This is a genomic window from Pseudomonas sp. DW-iso3 (assembly GCF_058725305.1).
Window position 1 is genome coordinate 420553 of sequence record NZ_JBZXDZ010000006.1, and the last position, 16613, is coordinate 437165.

A 16613-nucleotide genomic window follows, 5' to 3' on the forward strand; every position below is an offset into this window, starting at 1 on the left:
ATGAGTGACATCCTCGCAGACAGCTTAGACGGCGTAGAACGCCGGTCGCTGGCTGACTTCACCGAAAATGCCTACCTCAACTACTCCATGTACGTGATCATGGACCGTGCCTTGCCGCATATCGGCGACGGCCTGAAGCCTGTACAACGGCGCATTATCTACGCCATGAGTGAGTTGGGCCTGGATGCCGATTCCAAGCACAAGAAGTCGGCGCGTACCGTGGGTGACGTGCTCGGTAAGTTCCACCCCCATGGCGATTCCGCCTGCTACGAAGCCATGGTGCTGATGGCCCAGCCGTTCAGCTATCGCTACACACTGGTAGACGGCCAGGGTAACTGGGGGGCGCCGGATGATCCCAAGTCGTTCGCCGCCATGCGATACACCGAGGCGCGTCTGTCGCGTTATTCGGAAGTCCTGCTGAGCGAACTGGGGCAGGGCACCGCCGACTGGGGGCCTAACTTCGACGGCACACTCGACGAACCGTTGGTGTTGCCGGCACGTTTGCCGAATATCCTGCTCAATGGCACCACGGGCATCGCAGTCGGCATGGCCACCGACGTGCCGCCGCACAACCTGCGTGAAGTCGCCACCGCTTGCGTGCGCTTGCTCGATGAGCCGAAGGCCACGGTGGAACAGCTTTGCGAGCACATCCAGGGCCCGGACTACCCGACCGAAGCGGAAATCATCACGCCGCGCGCCGACCTGTTGAAGATGTACGAGACCGGCAAGGGCTCGGTGCGCATGCGCGCCGTGTACCACATCGAAGATGGCGACATTATCGTCACCGCACTGCCGCACCAGGTGTCGGGTGCCAAGGTGCTGGAGCAGATCGCCGCGCTGATGCAGGCCAAACCGTCGAAATTGCCGCAAGTTGCCGACCTGCGTGACGAATCCGACCACGAAAACCCCTGCCGCATCGTGATCATCCCGACCAACAGCCGGGTCGACCACGAAGTGCTGATGCAGCATCTGTTTGCTAGCACGGACCTTGAGTCCAGCTATCGGGTCAACGTCAACATCATCGGTCTGGACGGCAAGCCGCAGCTGAAAAACCTGCGCAACCTGCTGGTGGAGTGGCTGGAGTTCCGGGTGCAGACCGTGCGTCGTCGCCTGCAATTCCGCCTGGACAAGGTCGAGCGTCGCCTGCACCTGTTGGACGGTTTGCTGATTGCTTACCTCAACCTGGATGAAGTGATCCATATCATCCGTACCGCCGAGCATCCGAAAGCCGAGTTGATCGCGCGTTTCGAGCTGAGCGAGATCCAGGCTGACTACATCCTCGACACCCGTTTGCGTCAGTTGGCGCGGCTGGAAGAAATGAAGCTGCGCGACGAACAGGACGCGCTGCTCAAGGAACAAGCCAAGCTGCAAGCCCTGCTGGGCAGCGAAGCCAAGCTGAAGAAGTTGGTGCGCAGCGAGCTGATCAAAGACGCCGAAACCTACGGCGATGACCGTCGTTCGCCGATCGTCCAGCGCGCTGAGGCGAAAGCTCTGACAGAAACCGAACTGCTGCCAAACGAGAAAATTACCGTCGTTCTGTCGGAAAAGGGTTGGGTTCGTTCCGCCAAAGGGCATGATATTGACGCCACTGGCTTGTCGTACAAGGCGGGCGACGGCTTCAAGACCGCCGCCGCCGGGCGTTCCAACCAGTTTGCGGTGTTTATCGACTCCACAGGGCGCAGTTATTCGGTACCGGCCCACACCTTGCCGTCTGCACGGGGGCAGGGTGAGCCGTTGACCGGGCGCCTGACGCCGCCGCCAGGTGCAAATTTCGAGTGTGTGTTGCTGCCGGACGATGATGCGCTGTACGTGATTGCGTCCGACGCGGGTTATGGTTTTGTGGTGAAGGGTGAAGACCTGCAGGCCAAGAACAAGGCAGGCAAGGCCTTGCTGAGCTTGCCGAACAACGCCAAGGTGATCCTGCCGCGGCCGGTGGATGACCGTGAGGGCAACTGGTTGGCCTCGGTGACCACCGAAGGGCGTTTGCTGGTGTTCAAGATCAGTGATCTGCCGCAGTTGGGCAAAGGCAAGGGCAACAAGATCATCGGTATTCCCGGCGAGCGCGTGGCCAGTCGCGAAGAGTACGTGACCGACATCGCAGTGATCCCGGAAGGCGCGACTTTGGTGCTTCAGGCCGGTAAACGTACGTTGTCCCTGCGTCCCGATGACCTTGAGCACTACAAGGGTGAGCGTGGCCGGCGTGGTAACAAATTGCCACGTGGCTTCCAACGTGTGGATGCTTTGCTGGTGGAAACGCCGGTTTAACGCGTATTAGAGCCCTCGATCTACGATTTAACGCGTAGATCGACGCTTTGGCGCTGGAGTCATGGCGCATATTCACGGATGATATGGCCTTTCCAGCGCCGGCGTGGCCGAGCGTGTTTAGGTTATTTTTAGTATTACATTGTGGTTCGCCTTGTGGCAGCCACCTGGATGGGATGATGACTGCTCCACGCCTTCCTTTATTTTTTATGCTCGCTGGCCTTTTGGGGCTGGCGGGTTGCAGCACACATCAGCCGGTGTCGCTGTACCAGCTGGACAGCGGAAGTCCGGCTCAACCCGCACAGACGGCTGGCATGGCCGTCTTGCTGGGCCCGGTGATCGTTGCCGACTACCTGCAACGCGAAACACTGCTGCAACGTCAGAACGACGGCAGCCTGCAAGGTTCCACGGATGGTCGTTGGGCGGGCAGCTTGTCTTCCGACATCAACCAATTGATGTTGCGCCAGGTCGCGGGTCAACTGGATAGCCAGCGTGTGGTGCTGGCGCCCGCGCCGACCGGGTTTACCCCGGATGTGCAGGTGTTGCTGACCATTACCCGTCTTGACTCTGGTGCGTCGCAACCGGCGATTCTCGATGCGCAGTGGCGCTTGATCGATCGTCGTGGCCAGGTGCGCGATAACCGCATCGTGCACCTGCAGGAAGAGCATACCGGCACCACCGCGTCCCAGGTCCAGGCCCAGGGCGTGTTGTTGCAGCATCTGGCACAGCAGTTGTCGGTGGCACTCAAGCCATTGGCCAACCAACCGCCGATTGCTGAAGTGCCGCGTAAGCAGAGCGCTCCGGTACAGGCCAAGCCGGCACAACCGCAGAAGCCGAAGATGCCGATGGCGACGCCGATTCGCACGGATATGGAAGTGTTCAGGTTCTGATCTGAAACGCGCACAAAAAAAGGCCCGCTTACTCAGCGGGCCTTTTTTTTGGGGCCAAGCGTTGGGGCCTGGCACCGTTTCACGGTGGGAGGGGGCGCGGGGATTCAGTTATTGATGGGCTAACTGATACTTCGCTATCGCGGGCGAGCCCGCTCTCACATGAGTCATACAGGGTTATTTGGTGCGGGTCTCGTGCATCCGCGCCAACTGCCGCTCCAGCATCGATGGGTACGGCTCCATCAATCTCTCCACGCAACTGGCGCCCTCTGGGCTGGCAATCGGGCGGATACGTGCGCGTTGGCGGATCAGCGTGTCTTCGCTGATCTTGCGCTCCACCAGCAACAGGTTGCGGCTGTGCTGCGACAGCGCCAGGGCGTCTTGGGCGCTCTCGGTGAGCAGCAGGTCGATCTGGGTCATGCCAAACAGATCATCGCTCACCGTCAGGCCCAACTGCAGTTGCAAAGTAATGCCGCTGTCGGCCACTTCGATCTGCAGGGCGTGGCCCAGGGCGCGCAGCAGCTCGCCGCAGCAAATCGCGTTGGTCAGGTAGTCTTCGCCACTGTCTTCGCTGTGGAACAGCATCAGCGTGCTGCCGTCGTTCAGGGTGTGCAGTTCGCTCTGATACAGCGACGCGGCCTGGTCGAGGCAGTCGCGGTAACGCTCCAGCAGCTCGGTCAGGCGTGCACGGGGCAGCCGACGCAACTGATCCTGCGCACCCAGTTGCACAGCCAATACCGCGCTGAACTGGGGTTCGGCGTTCTTCACCGGGGCCGGTTTCGGTGCGACGGCCGGTGTGCTGGCCGAGGTGTCGCGCAGATCGGCGAACGGATCTTCGTCGTCCAGCTCGTCTTCTTCGGCTTTGAACGCCTGGCGGGTAGCAGGCTTCAGGCCCGCTACCGGAGCGTCTTGCACTTCACGCTCAGGCTCGTCGTCGTAGTCGGTTTCGTCGAGCTCGGGCTCTGGCTCCACTTCGCGCACCACCGGCTCCGGGGCGAAGCTGGCGTGCAACTGGCGAGCGAGGTCGCCGATCTCATCCTGGCGGTCGGTGGCCGGGGTGTGTTCGTCGATATCGCGCAGCCAGATACGCAATTGCATCAGCGGCGTGGAGATATGTCGGCCCAGGCGCAGGCTCAAGGCCAACGCCAACGCCAGCAGGATTGCGCTCAAGATGCCCATGCTTTGCAGGCTGATGGTCATCGGCTGCTGGAATTGCTGCATGTCCAGGCTGATGCGCAGTTGGCCAGCCTTCACGTCCTGAAACGTAATATTGCTCTGGTACAGGCCTTCGGCTTCACCCAGCAGGCCGTTTTTCGGGCGCTGCCCGGCTTCGGCCATGATCCGGTTGTCCACGCTGTAAATAGCGGCGTGAGCCACCAGCGGGTTCTTGGTCAGGTTGTTGAGCAGCACGTTGAGGCTGAGAATGTCGTTGGACACCAACAGCTCAGTCGCCGAGGTGGCGGTCTGGGTGGTCAAGCTCTCGCCCAGGGCGTCGGCTTGCTCGTGCATGGCCTGTTTGAACTGCAAACCCATCACGCAGGCGTAGATCACCAGGGCCAGGGCGACCAGGATCACGTTATGGCTGGCGATGCGTAATGCGATCGGTACACGGCGGTGGCGCAGTGCCCGGAAGATCAGCAGGAAGAAGTTATCGGTTTTTACTGGCGTGGGCCGGTTCACTTGCGCTCGGCTCTTGGTCCGTGAAGTTGACGCGCAGTATAGCGACAGCCCTAGAACCGGCAAAGCGCTGGCTGTGCCCGATGGTCACTGAAAGTGGGTAGAATGCGGTTTTTTTCCAGCCTGGGGGTGCGCCTTGCGCGAAATTGTCCTGATTAACATCACTGGGGAAGACCGCCCGGGTCTTACCGCGGCCATTACCGGCGTTCTGGCCCAGGGTGGTGTGAACATTCTCGACATCGGCCAGGCAGTGATCCACGACACCCTGTCGTTCGGCATCCTGGTCGAGATTCCGAGCACTGAACAGGCGTCTTCAGTACTCAAGGACATCCTGTTTACTGCGTATAAGCTGGATCAGCAGGTGCGCTTCACCCCGGTGTCCGAAGAGGACTACCAGCACTGGGTGGCTGGTCAGGGCAAGAAACGCCACATTGTGACGCTGCTGACCCGTAAGGTCACCGCCGAGCAACTGCAGCGCGTCAGCTCCATTACTGCGCAATATGGCTTGAATATCGACCATATCGACCGTCTGTCGGGTCGCACGCCGCTGGATACCCCGGCCGACCAGGGCAAGGGCTGCATCGAGTTCTCCGTGCGCGGTGAGCCAGCCGACCCGCAAGCCTTGCGGGCCGAGTTCCTCAGCGTGGCCCAGGAGCTGAACGTCGATATCGCCTTCCAGGAGGATTCACTGTTCCGGCGTAACCGTCGCCTGGCGGTGTTTGACATGGACTCCACGTTGATCGAAGCCGAAGTCATCGATGAACTGGCCAAGGCTGCGGGCGTCGGCGAGCAGGTTGCCGAAATTACCGAGCGCGCCATGGCCGGTGAACTCGACTTCCGCGCCAGCTTCAAAGAGCGCCTCGCGCTGCTCAAGGGCCTGGACGTGAGTGTGCTGGATTCCATCGGCGCCTCCCTGCGCCTGACCGAAGGCGCCGAAACCCTGTTCGCCGAACTCAAGCGCCTGGGCTACAAGACCGCCATCCTGTCCGGCGGCTTCACCTACTTCGCCAAGCAATTGCAGGCCAAGCTGGGCATCGACTACGTGTTCGCCAACGAGCTGGAAGTGGTGGATGGCAAGGTGACCGGCATGGCGGTCGAGCCGATTGTCGACGCACAGCGCAAGGCGGATCTGCTCAAGGAGTTGGCCCACAAGGAAGGTTTGCGTCTGGAGCAGACCATTGCGGTCGGCGACGGTGCGAATGACTTGCCGATGCTGGCGATTGCCGGGCTGGGTGTAGCGTTCCGCGCCAAGCCACTGGTCAAACAATCGGCGAAGCAGGCGATTTCGACCTTGGGGTTGGACGGCGTGCTGTATCTGCTGGGCTTCCGCGACCGCGACGGTCAGCTGTAACTGAATAAATGCGGTAAAAAAATGTGGGAGCGGGCTTGCTCGCGAAAGTGGTGGTTCAGTCACTGACGTGTTGACTGATACTCCGCATTCGCGAGCAAGCCCGCTCCCACATTGGGTGTTTTGTCAGGCTTTAGGTAAAGCGATACCCTGGCCCATCTGCACCGGCGAACCCGCCACCAGCGCTTCAGCCCACGTCACCTGACCCGGCCCAAACAGCACGATCGCGGTCGAACCCAGCTTGAAGCGACCCAGCTCCGCGCCTTTCTCCAGGTGAATCGGCGCGCGTGCAGCCTCGTCATAGCGGAAGGTTTTCAGCTCACGCTTCGGCGGTGTCACCAAGCCAGCCCATACGGTTTCAATCGACGCCACAATCATCGCACCCACCAACACCACGGCCATTGGGCCGCGTTCGGTGTCGAAAATGCAGGCAACCCGCTCATTACGTGCGAACAGCTCGGGTACGTTTTCAGCGGTGGTCTGGTTGACCGAGAAGATGCGGCCAGGAATGTAGACCATCTCGCGCAGGGTGCCGGCCAGTGGCATGTGCACACGGTGGTAGTCCTTGGGCGACAGATAAACCGTGGCGAAGTCACCGCCCATGAACGGCGCTGACAAGGCCGAATCGCCACCCAGCAGTTCCAGCACGCTGAAACTGTGCCCCTTGGCCTGGAACACCCGACCATGCTCGATCGGCCCCAACTGGCTGACCGCGCCATCGGCTGGGCTCAGCACCGCGCCAGGGGTTTGGTCCAGTGGGCGCGCGCCGTCTTTCAGGGCGCGGGTGAAGAAGGCGTTGAAGTGCTCGTAGGCGGTCAGGTCTTCAACCAAGGCCTGGGACATGTCCACTTGATAGCGCTTGGCGAACCAGGCAGTGAAGGCATTCTTGAACCAACGCACGCGGCATTCGGCAATGCAACCGGCCAGGCGCGACAGCAAGTGGTGCGGCAGCAAGTACTGGCTGAGGATAAACAACTGCTTTTTCATAACTGTCCTTAAACCTTAAATCTCGACGGGGGTGTCGGGGTGGTTGCCCCATTCGCCCCAGGAACCGGCATAACCTTTGACTCGCGGATAACCGAGCGCCTTGGCCACCAGGTAGGTGAAGCCAGAGCGGTGATGAGTCTGGCAGTGGGTGATGATTTCTTTGTCTTTGGTCAGCCCGAGGTCTTCGAGGATCTGCGGCATGTCGCGACGGATACGCAGGTTGCGCGCCTTGTCCATGCCGGACGTCCATTCGAAGTTCACTGCGCCGGGAATGTGCCCGCCTTTGGCTGCGAGCACTTTCTCGCCGGAATACTCCAGCGGGCCGCGTGCGTCCCAGATACCCAGGTCGGGCGCGCCGAGGCGGCTTTGCAGGTATTCGCGGGTGGCTGTCGGGCCATCATGCAGCGTCAGGCTGACGGGGTTGCCGACCGGGGCGGGCACGTCAGTCGAAACCGGGCGTTTTTCTTCCAGCCAGGCCAGCAGGCCACCGTCGAGGTAGTGGTACTTCTGGTGGCCGATCACGTCGAGCATCCAGATGAAGCGCCCGGCCCAGCCACCGCCTTCGTCGTCATAGACCACGTAAGTGGCGTCCGGGGTGTGGCCCAGTTCGCCGAACAGTTTCTCAAGGTCGGTCTTGTTGGGCAGCAGGCCAGGCGCCGGCGGCTGGCCCAGTTGGGTGCGCTTGGGGTCAACGAAATGCGCGCCGGGGATGTGCCCTTCGGCGTAGCGGGCGGCACTGGTAAGGTCCACCAGTATCAAGTGTTCGGCATCGAGGCGACCAAGCAGGTCGCTGGGTTCGATCACCAGCGGCAAGCCAGAGAAGTCAGGCATGTGAGGTCTCCTGTGCACAAATGTTGGCGATAAAAGAGGGCGATTGTAGCGCAAGCATCAGGCGCTGCGGTTGGTAAAGCAGTGCAGGGCTTTCTCGATGCATTGGGCGGTTTTACCGAAGGCCTGCACGGTGGTTTCCGAGAACGGCCCGCCGCCCTGGTCGGCCACCATCAGCATCACCACCTTGCCATTGCAACTCAGGGACCGCAGCAACAGGTGTTCGCCGGTGAACAGGCGGCGCAGGACCGGCGGCAGCAAGGCCGAGAACTGGGCGTGGTTTTCAGGGTTGAGGCGCACTTGGGCGGACTTTTCCAGCAAGCGCTGCAGCAACGTACTATTGACCACATCCAGGCTCAAATTGGCTGCATCCTTCGGCAGGCCATCGGCCTGGTGCACACGCAACGTGCTCAAGGCGCGGTCAGCCATCAGCAGCATGACCCGCTGCATACCACTGGCGACCAGGGCCTCCTTGGCGCACGTGGTCAAGTGCATGGCGTTGGCAAAGCGGCTCGGCTCCACCAGCAGTTCAGTACAGCGTTTGCGCCACACGGCCAGGGCCTCGGCGGTGGGCGGCGGCGCGGGGAGCAGGCCGCGATGAATCTTCTGTACATGCCACGGCCAGATCAGCGACAGCGCCGGGTGCCAGAGGTCAGGCATCAAGGTGGTGCGGGCGCTGGTGACAGCCTGTTGGTGGACCAGTTGCTGCACCTCGCCCAAGGGCTGTTGCAGGTACAGCGCAGTGAGCAACTGCCAGCGTTCGGTGTGCGGGCAGGTCCAGGACTCCTGGGCCGACATTGCCAGGCCGTTGGCCAGCAGCACGGTGTTGGCCGGCTGGTTCAGCCAGCGGCGCAGGTTGGGTTCGGCATCGAGCAATTGCTGGTGGCGCAGCGGGTCGTCTTCACGGGCGATGTGCAGGGCCTTGACCAGCAGGCGCTGCTCGCTCATCAGCAACGTGTAGCCCTGGGATACCCAGATCGGCAGGTGCCAGGCTTCGGTCAGGCCGACGCACAGGTCCAGCAGGCGCACGCCGAACAGTTCTCGCTCGACCTCGCGGGCTGACTGGCCTTTGTGGATCACCCGCAGTTCCCATTCTTCCAGGAGTTTGGGATAGGCGACCGCCATTGGCCACAGCGGCGACAGAAACAACAGGCTGCCCCAGTGAATGTCCTGCCACAGCCGCGCCAGGCGACTGCCGAACAAGCCGTTGGCTTGCTGCGACGCGTGCTGGCTGATCAGCAGAAGTTGGCGCAATGCCACGGGGATCTCATTGGCCGGCACCGAAGGCAGACGTGCCAGCAGTTCTTCGGCGCGCTTGAGGCCCAGGCGGTTGAGCGCCACTTCAAGGTTTTCTGCCGGTTCCGCCAGGCTGCCATGGGTGTGGCTGTTGGCCTCGCGCATCACGCTGAGGACGAGCGCCGGGCTGCTTTGCATCAGCTCGGCAATATCTCGCAATGAACTGCGGCTGTCGCGGATGCCTTTGCACACGCGGTCGTGACTGGCCTGGGGGACAGGCAGCCGTACATCGTCCAGGCACTTGATCCAAGCGGCGAGAGAGTTGGGTTTTGCAGTTGGGACTGTCGTTTCATTAGCCATGATAGGGGCGCGATCATCACTTGCGGTCTACACGCCCGGAGCGGGCCGAACTGGCTTTTCGCCTTAACGGGCTATAGTCTGGCGCAGTTTTGCCGATAAGTAGAACAAGAGTTTTCTGCTACACCCAATATGTCCATGAACCCGACGGCGCAAGTACTCATCTCCTATGGCTAAAATTATCGGCATCATCGTCGTCTTCGCGAGCGTGCTCGGCGGGTACGTCCTGTCCCACGGTAAAATTGCGGCACTGATCCAGCCTTTCGAGGTGATGATTATCGGCGGTGCCGCACTGGGTGCCTTCCTGCAGGCGAACCCCGGCTACATGACCATGCACGTGATCAAGAAGTCGCTGGGCATGTTCGGTTCGCGCTTCACCCACACCTTCTACCTGGAGGTGTTGGGCCTGGTCTACGAGATCCTCAACAAGAGCCGCCGCGAAGGCATGATGGCCATCGAGGCCGACATCGAAGACGCCGCGGCCAGCCCGATTTTCGCCAAGTACCCGGCCGTGCTCAAAGATGAGCGCATGACCGCCTACATCTGTGACTACCTGCGCATCATGTCCTCCGGCAACATGGCCCCCCATGAGCTGGAAGGGCTGTTCGACATGGAATTGTTCAGCCTTAAAGAAGAGCTTGAGCACCCCTCCCACGCCGTGACCGGCATCGCTGACGGTATGCCGGGTTTCGGTATCGTCGCGGCGGTACTCGGCATCGTGGTGACCATGGCGTCCCTGGGTGAGGGCGACCAGGCTGCCATCGGTATGCACGTGGGTGCGGCATTGGTCGGTACCTTCTTCGGTATTCTCGCGGCCTACGGCTTCTTCGGTCCGCTCGCCACCTCCCTGGCCCATGACGCCAAGGAAGAAATCAACCTGTACGAGTCGATCAAGGCCAGCCTGGTCGCCTCCGCTTCCGGGATGCCGCCATCGCTGGCGGTGGAGTTCGGTCGCAAGGTGCTGTACCCCAAGCACCGCCCAAGCTTCGCCGAGCTGGAACAAGCGGTTCGCGGTCGCTAAGCCATGGAAAACAACCAGCCGATAATCATCAAGCGCGTCAAGCGCTTCGCTGCGGGGCACCATGGCGGCGCTTGGAAGATCGCCTTCGCCGACTTTGCGACGGCGATGATGGCGTTCTTCCTGGTGCTGTGGCTGATGTCCACTGCCACGCCGGAACAGAAGATCGCCATTGCCGGCTACTTCAAAGACCCGATTGGTTTCTCGGAAAGCGGCACGCCCTTCGTGATCGACCTGGGCGGCTCACCGCAGTTGGCGCCTGAGCGCACCATCAACCCGGAAATCAAGACCGAATCGCCTCAGGAGAAAATCCCGATCGAGCGCGATACCGTCGAGGCCATGGCTGAACAGGTCGAGCAGGAGCGTCTTGAGCTGTTGCTGCAAGAGCTGCAGAACAAGGTCGAGGAAAACCCGCAGTTGCTGAAGTTCAAGGATCAGATTTCGTTCGAGATCACCCCGGACGGTTTGCGCATCCAGATCACCGATGCGGCCAACCGACCGATGTTCGACTCGGGCAGTGCGCGCTTGAAGCCGTACTTCGAAGACATCCTGCTGGCCATGGCCGACACCATCAAGGCGGTGCCGAACAAGATCAGCATCAGTGGCCACACCGACGCCAAACCCTATGCGGGGCAGGGCGACTTCGGCAACTGGGAGCTCTCGGCCAACCGTGCCAACGCAGCTCGTCGTGCGTTGGTGGCCGGTAGCTACCCGGATCCGCAAGTCGCGCGCGTGGTGGGGTTTGCGTCTTCGCAGTTGTTTGATGCGAAAGACCCGTTCAACCCGATCAACCGCCGTATCGATATCGTGGTGCTGACCAAAAAGGCCCAGCGTGCGATTGAGGGTGACCCGCCGCCGGCACCGCAACCCACCCAAGGTGCAGGCGCGCCGGGTGAAGTGCCGGCCGATCCGAACGCTATTCCGCCAGGACAGGAGCCGTTGCCGGCGCATGAACTGCGCCAGAAGCTGAATTTGTTTGATGAGGGTGGGGTGAAGGATCCAACGGTGCCAGGTACGGGTTCGTAGGCTTCACATACAACAAGGCCGCGATGATCGCGGCCTTGTTGTTTCAGCAGTTTAATAACTGCTTTCGGGCAGACTCGCAATAATCGACCGATAGCTGTTCATCCGTTGCTGCTGCACACGCCCATCCTCCAGCGCCTTGAGCAACGCACAGCCCGGCTCGCGGTCGTGTTTGCAGTCGCGGAAGCGGCAGGTGCCGATCAGGTCGTTGAACTCGATGAAGCCCGCTTCCACATCGCTGCGGCTGACGTGGCCGAGGCCGAATTCACGGATGCCTGGGGAGTCGATCAACTCACCGCCGCCGGGGAAGTGGAACAGCCGCGCGGTGGTGGTGGTGTGGGTGCCCTGGCCGGACAGTTCCGACAGCGGGCCTACACGGGTGTCGACTTCCGGCAGCAGGCTGTTGACCAGCGAGGATTTACCCACGCCTGACTGGCCGACAAACACGCTGATGCGCCCGTCCAACTGCTGTTGCAGCTGTTCCATACCATTACCGTGATGCGCCGAAACCTCCAGCACCGGGTAACCGAGGGTGCGGTACACCGCCAGCAAGGCGTTGAGCGCCGGGGCGTTCTGTTCGTCGATCAGGTCGAATTTGTTCAACAGCAACAGCGGGCGGATGCCGGCGTGCTCGGCTGCGACCAGGTAGCGGTCGATCAGGTTGGCATGCGGCTCAGGCAGTGGCGCGAACACGATGACAATCATGTCGACGTTGGCCGCCACTGGCTTGAGCTGGCCGCGGCTGTCCGGGCGACGCAGTTCGGTGGTGCGAGGCAGTTGGGCGACGATCACGCCGATGCCCTGGTTGCCGGCACGCCAGACCACTTTGTCGCCGGTGACCAGCGCAGGCAGGTTGGCGCGCAGGTGGCAACGGGATACCGAGCCTGCGAGTTCGCCTTCCAGCGCCTCGACTTCGACCTGTACACCAAAGTGCGCGATCACCAGGCCCGTTTGCTCGGGGCCCAGGTCGCCGCCTTCAAGCGCTTCCACGGCGGAGGATTCACGTTTGGCGGCGCGAGCGGCGCGTTCACCTTGAATCTTTTCGATGCGCCAGTTTTGGCGACGGTTGAGCTGGCGTTTGGCCATTGGTGTTCCGTGTCGATAATACAAAGGTTGGGTAAAACGGTCGCGAGTCTAGCATGCCCCTGCCTGCTAAACTGCGCAGCTAAGCCAAGGTGCCAAGAGAATCAAGCCATGCAAAACCCACAGAACCTGATTTGGATCGATCTGGAAATGACCGGTCTGAACCCTGACACCGACGTCATCATCGAAATGGCGACGATTGTCACCGACAGCAACCTCAACACCTTGGCCGAAGGGCCGGTGATTGCCATCCACCACAGCGACGCCGTCCTCGCCACCATGGACGAGTGGAATACCCGCACTCATGGCAACTCCGGCCTGACCCAGCGCGTGCGCGACAGCCGTATCAGCATGGCCGAAGCAGAAGCCGAGACCATCGCCTTCCTGGAAAAGTGGGTGCCCAAGGGCAAGTCGCCGATCTGCGGCAACAGCATCTGCCAGGATCGTCGCTTCCTTTATACGCATATGAAGGCGCTGGAAAGCTACTTCCACTACCGCAACCTGGATGTGTCCACGCTTAAGGAATTGGCCGCGCGCTGGGCGCCGGAAGTCAAAGACAGCTTCCATAAAGGCAGCACGCACTTGGCGCTGGATGATATTCGCGAGTCGATTGCCGAGCTGCAGCATTACCGCAAGCATTTCATCAAGGCCTGAAGATGTGGCGCCTGGCCCGGCGCCATCGCAGGCAAGCCAGCTCCCACGCTTGACCGTTTTGTCACGACGCGCGCGGAACAAATGGGGGAGCTGGCTCGCCTGCGGTAGGGTCGACGCGGTCTTTCGCCAAGCGCCCTCTTTTGGTGCCATCAGCAAATGATTAGACTGCCGGCCTCAATGCAAGGATCGCCATCATGCTGCTGATGCTCTACCTCATCGCCATCACCGCCGAAGCCATGACCGGCGCGCTGTCGGCCGGACGGCGTGGCATGGACTGGTTCGGCGTGGTGCTGATCGCGTGTGTGACGGCGTTGGGTGGCGGTTCGGTGCGTGATGTGCTGCTTGGGCACTACCCGCTGACCTGGGTCAAGCACCCGGAATACCTGGTGCTGACCTCCATTGCCGCACTGGTGACGATCTTTATCGCACCGCTGATGCGCCGCCTGCGCTCGCTGTTCCTGGCGCTGGACGCCGTTGGCCTGGTGGCCTTCACCCTGATCGGTTGCATGACTGCGCTGGAAATGGGCCACGGCATGCTGGTGGCATCGGTCAGCGGGGTGATCACCGGGGTCTTCGGCGGCATCCTGCGCGACATCTTCTGCAACGACATCCCGCTGATCTTTCGCCGCGAGCTGTACGCCAGTGTGTCGTTCCTCGCCGCCTGGTTTTATATGCTGTGCCTTTATCTGGAGCTGCCCAGCGAGCAAGCGATCCTGCTGACCCTGTTCAGCGGCTTTCTACTGCGCCTGCTGGCGATCCGTTTTCACTGGGAAATGCCCAAGTTCGTCTACAACGACGATGTGCACTAGCGGCTGGCGTGCTGGTTCAGTGCCCATTCCACGTGTTCGCGCACCAGTTCCGACGGGTAATCCCGGCGTGCCTTCAAAGCCTCCAGCACTGGAATGCTCGACGGCGCATTGCCCAGGCCCACCGCGAGATTGCGCAGCCAGCGCTCGTAGCCGGCACGACGCAGCGGTGAGCCTTCGGTGCTGCTGAGGAATTTATCCTCGTCCCACATAAACAACTCGGCCAGTTCTGCGTTATCCAGATTGTGGCGTGGCTTGAAATCGCTTTCGCCGGTAGCGCGGGCGAAACGATTCCACGGGCACACGATCTGACAGTCATCGCAGCCGAACACGCGGTTGCCGATCAGTGGGCGCAGGTCCTCGGGAATCGCGTGTTTGAGCTCGATGGTCAGGTAGGAAATGCAGCGTCGCGCGTCCAACACATAGGGACCGACGAAGGCATTGGTGGGGCAGATGTCCAGGCAAGCAGTGCAGCGGCCGCAGTGTTCAGTGCTGTGGGGCGCGTCGATCGGCAGCGGCAAGTCGACAAACAGTTCGCTGAGGAAGAAGTAACTGCCCGCCTTGCGATTGAGTACCAGGGTGTTTTTACCGATCCAGCCCAGCCCGGCTTTTTCGGCGATGGCTTTTTCCAGCACTGGCGCGCTGTCGACAAAGGCGCGGAAACCGAAAGGGCCGATCTGCGCCTGGATGCGGTCAGCCAGTTGCTGCACGCGCTTGCGGATCAGCTTGTGATAGTCGCGGCCCAGGGCGTAACGCGAGATGTAGGCTTTTTCCGGCTTGGCCAGTAATTGGGCCATTTGTGTATCGCCCGGTAGGTAATCCATGCGCAGCGACACCACGCGCAAGGTACCGGGCACCAGTTCATCGGGATGAGAGCGTTTGCTGCCATGGGCGCCCATGTACTCCATCTCGCCGTGGTAGCCCGCGTCGAGCCAGCGTTGCAGGTGCTGCTCATGCTCGGCGAGGTCCAGGCCGCTGATGCCGACTTGTTGAAAGCCCAGTTCGCGGCCCCAGTCTTTGATCGATTGGGCGAGGGCGGGCAGATCGGTGGTGATGGCAGGCATGAGACAAGGGAAACCGCAGGTTAGATAGGTATAATTCTGCCAGACATCGGAGCTCGAAGACGCATGCCGCAGACAAAACACGCAATAACCGACGTACAGTCCCTCTTGCACGGCCATTTGCCGCAGCTGGCGGCGCGCTCCCCGGACGACCATAAAGGCCGGTTTGGCCACCTGTTGGTCATAGGTGGCGACCGCGGCTTTGGTGGCGCAGCCTTGCTGAGCGCAGAAAGTGCCTTGCGCAGTGGCGCGGGCATGGTGTCCCTGGCAACGCGCCTGGAGCACGTGCCAGCTGCTTTGGCTCGCTTGCCGGAAGTCATGACGGTGGGTGTGAGCTCAGCCAACCAACTGATGGGCCTGCTGGAAAAAATCTCGGTCATTGTGATCGGGCCTGGCCTTGGAGACGCGTCCTGGGGCAAAAGCCTGCTGTCTGTGGCCGCCAACGCCAAGCAACCGCAAGTCTGGGACGCCGACGCCTTGAACCAACTCGCCAGCGGCAGCGTCAGCTTGCCGGCCAACTGCGTGATCACCCCGCATCCGGGGGAGGCCGCGCGGTTGTTGGGCATTTCGATAGCCGAGGTTCAGGCCGATCGCCTTAAGGTGGCGCGCGCGTTGAGCCAGACATTCAATGCAGTGGCTATCCTCAAGGGGGCTGGCAGTTTGATTGCCAGCCCGGACGGACGTGTTTCACGGTGTGAACAAGGTCATCCGGCGATGGCAACTGCAGGGCTGGGCGATGTCCTGGCCGGCCTGGTGGGCGCGTTGCTGGCCCAGGGCATGCAGGCCTATGAGGCAAGCTGTCTGGCGGTTTGGTTGCACGCCACGGCGGGCGATCGCCAGGGCACCTTTGGTCGTGGCTTGGCTGCCAGCGACTTGATACCTGCCATTCGTCAATTGTTGGAGGAGCAGTCGCCGTGTCTGAAGTAATCCTTTTCCTGGCCGATGAAGAGGCCACCGTTGCGTTCGGGCAACGCCTTGCGCAGGTGACGGCAGGGACAGGGCTGATCTTTCTGGAAGGCAACTTGGGGGCGGGCAAGACCACGTTGTCCCGAGGGATTATCCGCGGGTTGGGCCACACTGGGGCAGTAAAAAGCCCTACGTTCACCCTGGTCGAACCCTACGAAATCGGTGCGGTGCGCGCCTTCCACTTTGACCTCTATCGTCTGGTGGACCCCGAAGAGTTGGAATACATGGGGATCCGGGATTACTTCGATGACGATGCGTTGTGCCTGATTGAGTGGCCAGATAAAGGCACAGGCTTTTTGCCAAAGCCTGACATGACCATTACCATTACGCCGCATGAGCACGGGCGTCAGTTGAAGTTGTTGCCCCAGAGCGCGCGCGGCCAGTCGTGGTGCGCCGCTTTGGCATTGGAATTCAAATAAT

At 61.2% G+C, this 16613-nt stretch carries 15 protein-coding genes; 9 read left to right on the plus strand and 6 right to left on the minus strand.

The window, feature by feature from the left end:
• Window positions 1–2265: a DNA topoisomerase IV subunit A gene (gene parC / locus AC4PS7_RS19790; protein ID WP_010213634.1), complete on the plus strand. Its 2265-nt coding sequence runs from the start codon at window positions 1–3 to the stop codon at window positions 2263–2265.
• 176 nt (window positions 2266–2441) lie between these two features.
• Window positions 2442–3152: a PqiC family protein gene (locus tag AC4PS7_RS19795; RefSeq protein ID WP_074900656.1), complete on the plus strand. Its 711-nt coding sequence runs from the start codon at window positions 2442–2444 to the stop codon at window positions 3150–3152.
• Window positions 3153–3326: 174 nt separating this feature from the next.
• Here AC4PS7_RS19795 and AC4PS7_RS19800 read toward each other — a convergent pair whose 3' ends face one another.
• Window positions 3327–4829 carry an AhpA/YtjB family protein gene (locus AC4PS7_RS19800; RefSeq protein WP_010213632.1) on the minus strand — a complete coding sequence of 501 codons (1503 nt, stop codon included), beginning with the start codon at window positions 4827–4829 and terminating at the stop codon, window positions 3327–3329.
• A gap of 133 nt (window positions 4830–4962) precedes the next feature.
• On the opposite strand from AC4PS7_RS19800, the gene serB reads away from it, so the two are divergent.
• Window positions 4963–6177: a phosphoserine phosphatase SerB gene (gene serB, locus AC4PS7_RS19805; RefSeq protein ID WP_492179704.1), complete on the plus strand. Its 1215-nt coding sequence runs from the start codon at window positions 4963–4965 to the stop codon at window positions 6175–6177.
• 123 nt (window positions 6178–6300) lie between these two features.
• Here serB and asd read toward each other — a convergent pair whose 3' ends face one another.
• The 3 genes from asd to AC4PS7_RS19820 are packed head-to-tail and all read right to left on the minus strand — an operon-like array spanning window position 6301 to window position 9585.
• A complete protein-coding gene (gene asd / locus AC4PS7_RS19810; RefSeq protein ID WP_010213628.1) occupies window positions 6301–7161 on the minus strand; it encodes an archaetidylserine decarboxylase in 861 nt (286 codons plus the stop codon).
• Window positions 7162–7176: 15 nt separating this feature from the next.
• Window positions 7177–7992, minus strand: coding sequence for a rhodanese-like domain-containing protein (locus AC4PS7_RS19815; protein ID WP_010213626.1), 816 nt, complete (start codon window positions 7990–7992; stop codon window positions 7177–7179).
• A 57-nt stretch (window positions 7993–8049) separates the two neighbouring features.
• On the minus strand, window positions 8050–9585 hold the full coding sequence (locus tag AC4PS7_RS19820; protein WP_010213625.1) for an HDOD domain-containing protein: 1536 nt from the start codon (window positions 9583–9585) through the stop codon (window positions 8050–8052).
• A 166-nt stretch (window positions 9586–9751) separates the two neighbouring features.
• Between AC4PS7_RS19820 and motA the strand changes: the two genes are divergently transcribed.
• Together motA and motB are read left to right on the plus strand one after the other, a co-directional pair.
• Window positions 9752–10603, plus strand: a complete 852-nt coding sequence (gene motA / locus AC4PS7_RS19825) for a flagellar motor stator protein MotA (RefSeq protein ID WP_010213623.1) — start codon at window positions 9752–9754, stop codon at window positions 10601–10603.
• A gap of 3 nt (window positions 10604–10606) precedes the next feature.
• The gene (gene motB, locus AC4PS7_RS19830) at window positions 10607–11626 is read left to right on the plus strand and encodes a flagellar motor protein MotB (RefSeq protein WP_010213622.1); all 1020 of its coding nucleotides are present in this window, start codon (window positions 10607–10609) and stop codon (window positions 11624–11626) included.
• A gap of 51 nt (window positions 11627–11677) precedes the next feature.
• Here motB and rsgA read toward each other — a convergent pair whose 3' ends face one another.
• Window positions 11678–12709, minus strand: a complete 1032-nt coding sequence (gene rsgA / locus AC4PS7_RS19835; RefSeq protein ID WP_003171340.1) for a small ribosomal subunit biogenesis GTPase RsgA — start codon at window positions 12707–12709, stop codon at window positions 11678–11680.
• 108 nt (window positions 12710–12817) lie between these two features.
• Here rsgA and orn point away from each other — a divergent pair, with 108 nt between their 5' ends.
• Both orn and AC4PS7_RS19845 read left to right on the plus strand, forming a co-directional pair.
• On the plus strand, window positions 12818–13360 hold the full coding sequence (orn, locus tag AC4PS7_RS19840; RefSeq protein ID WP_010213620.1) for an oligoribonuclease: 543 nt from the start codon (window positions 12818–12820) through the stop codon (window positions 13358–13360).
• 191 nt (window positions 13361–13551) lie between these two features.
• Window positions 13552–14169, plus strand: a complete 618-nt coding sequence (locus AC4PS7_RS19845) for a trimeric intracellular cation channel family protein (RefSeq protein ID WP_174555606.1) — start codon at window positions 13552–13554, stop codon at window positions 14167–14169.
• Here the strand turns inward: AC4PS7_RS19845 and queG are convergent.
• Window positions 14166–15230 (minus strand): tRNA epoxyqueuosine(34) reductase QueG, encoded by a 1065-nt coding sequence (gene queG, locus AC4PS7_RS19850; RefSeq protein ID WP_010213618.1) that lies wholly within the window; start codon window positions 15228–15230, stop codon window positions 14166–14168. The genes AC4PS7_RS19845 and queG overlap by 4 nt on opposite strands.
• 63 nt (window positions 15231–15293) lie before the next feature.
• Here queG and AC4PS7_RS19855 point away from each other — a divergent pair, with 63 nt between their 5' ends.
• Window positions 15294–16154 (plus strand): NAD(P)H-hydrate dehydratase, encoded by an 861-nt coding sequence (locus AC4PS7_RS19855; RefSeq protein WP_047544060.1) that lies wholly within the window; start codon window positions 15294–15296, stop codon window positions 16152–16154.
• On the plus strand, window positions 16142–16612 hold the full coding sequence (tsaE, locus tag AC4PS7_RS19860) for a tRNA (adenosine(37)-N6)-threonylcarbamoyltransferase complex ATPase subunit type 1 TsaE (protein WP_010213616.1): 471 nt from the start codon (window positions 16142–16144) through the stop codon (window positions 16610–16612). The genes AC4PS7_RS19855 and tsaE overlap by 13 nt, the downstream gene beginning before the upstream one ends.
• Window position 16613 lies beyond the last annotated feature (1 nt).

Excerpts from the sequence above, each read along its gene's own strand:
- parC (WP_010213634.1), top strand. The coding sequence starts at position 1 with ATGAGTGACATCCTCGCAGACAGCTTAGACGGCGTAGAACGCCGGTCG.
- asd (WP_010213628.1), bottom strand. The coding sequence starts at position 7,161 with ATGAAAAAGCAGTTGTTTATCCTCAGCCAGTACTTGCTGCCGCACCAC.
- AC4PS7_RS19820 (WP_010213625.1), bottom strand. The coding sequence starts at position 9,585 with ATGGCTAATGAAACGACAGTCCCAACTGCAAAACCCAACTCTCTCGCC.
- motB (WP_010213622.1), top strand. The coding sequence starts at position 10,607 with ATGGAAAACAACCAGCCGATAATCATCAAGCGCGTCAAGCGCTTCGCT.
- queG (WP_010213618.1), bottom strand. The coding sequence starts at position 15,230 with ATGCCTGCCATCACCACCGATCTGCCCGCCCTCGCCCAATCGATCAAA.
- rsgA (WP_003171340.1), bottom strand. The coding sequence starts at position 12,709 with ATGGCCAAACGCCAGCTCAACCGTCGCCAAAACTGGCGCATCGAAAAG.
- AC4PS7_RS19795 (WP_074900656.1), top strand. The coding sequence starts at position 2,442 with ATGACTGCTCCACGCCTTCCTTTATTTTTTATGCTCGCTGGCCTTTTG.
- AC4PS7_RS19815 (WP_010213626.1), bottom strand. The coding sequence starts at position 7,992 with ATGCCTGACTTCTCTGGCTTGCCGCTGGTGATCGAACCCAGCGACCTG.
- motA (WP_010213623.1), top strand. The coding sequence starts at position 9,752 with ATGGCTAAAATTATCGGCATCATCGTCGTCTTCGCGAGCGTGCTCGGC.
- AC4PS7_RS19855 (WP_047544060.1), top strand. The coding sequence starts at position 15,294 with ATGCCGCAGACAAAACACGCAATAACCGACGTACAGTCCCTCTTGCAC.
- orn (WP_010213620.1), top strand. The coding sequence starts at position 12,818 with ATGCAAAACCCACAGAACCTGATTTGGATCGATCTGGAAATGACCGGT.